Genomic DNA, 656 nt, shown 5'->3' with positions numbered 1-656 from the left:
CCTCCGCCCCAGCCCCATCCTCAGCGTCCGCCTCCGTCACCGTGTCCGCCGAGCCGGGCCTCGCACCTCGTCCCGCGGCATCGGACGAGCCCGACACCGCACTGCTGCGACGGCTCCTGCACGCCTTGGAGGCACTGTGATCCGCGCGCGAAGACAGCGTGCCGAAAGGAGACTGCTCATGGCCGTCGAGACCGACGTCCTGGACGAACTGCGTCGGCTCCGCACCCGCATACCCCGGCTGACGGGCTCCCTCGCGGCCACCGTCGACGGACTCGTCCTCGCGCACGACGTGCCGGGCACCGAGCCGGAGGGACTCGCGGCGCTCACCGCCGCCGCCCTCGGCGTCGCCTACCGCATGACCGACGCCGCCGCCCGCGGTGACTTCCGCGAACTGCTGGTGCGGGGCTCCGGGGGCTACGTCGCGACCTACGCCGCCGGAACGACCGCCGTGCTCACCCTCCTCGCCGAGGACCGCGTCAACGTCGGCCGCCTGCACCTCGAAGGCCGGCGCAGCGGCGCCCGGATCGCCGACCTGGTGGACACGAGCGTGGGCCCGGGCACCGGCCGCCACGCCGACCGGCCGGCGCCCGGCCTCGCCACGGTGCCCCCGGCCACCGGCCGCCCCATCGGCACCCTCCCGGTACGGACCCCGCAGC

The 656-nt window shown here is 76.1% G+C and carries 1 protein-coding gene; it reads left to right on the top strand.

The window, feature by feature from the left end; translation table 11 throughout:
- Nucleotides 1-178: 178 nt before the first annotated feature.
- A partial coding sequence (locus C1J00_RS43955) for a roadblock/LC7 domain-containing protein (protein ID WP_102914276.1) occupies nucleotides 179-656 on the top strand: 478 nt, incomplete at its 3' end.

This window comes from Streptomyces cahuitamycinicus (genome assembly GCF_002891435.1).
GTDB classification, from domain to species: Bacteria; Actinomycetota; Actinomycetes; order Streptomycetales; family Streptomycetaceae; genus Streptomyces; species Streptomyces cahuitamycinicus.
This window is presented reverse-complemented; position numbering and strand designations above follow the sequence as displayed.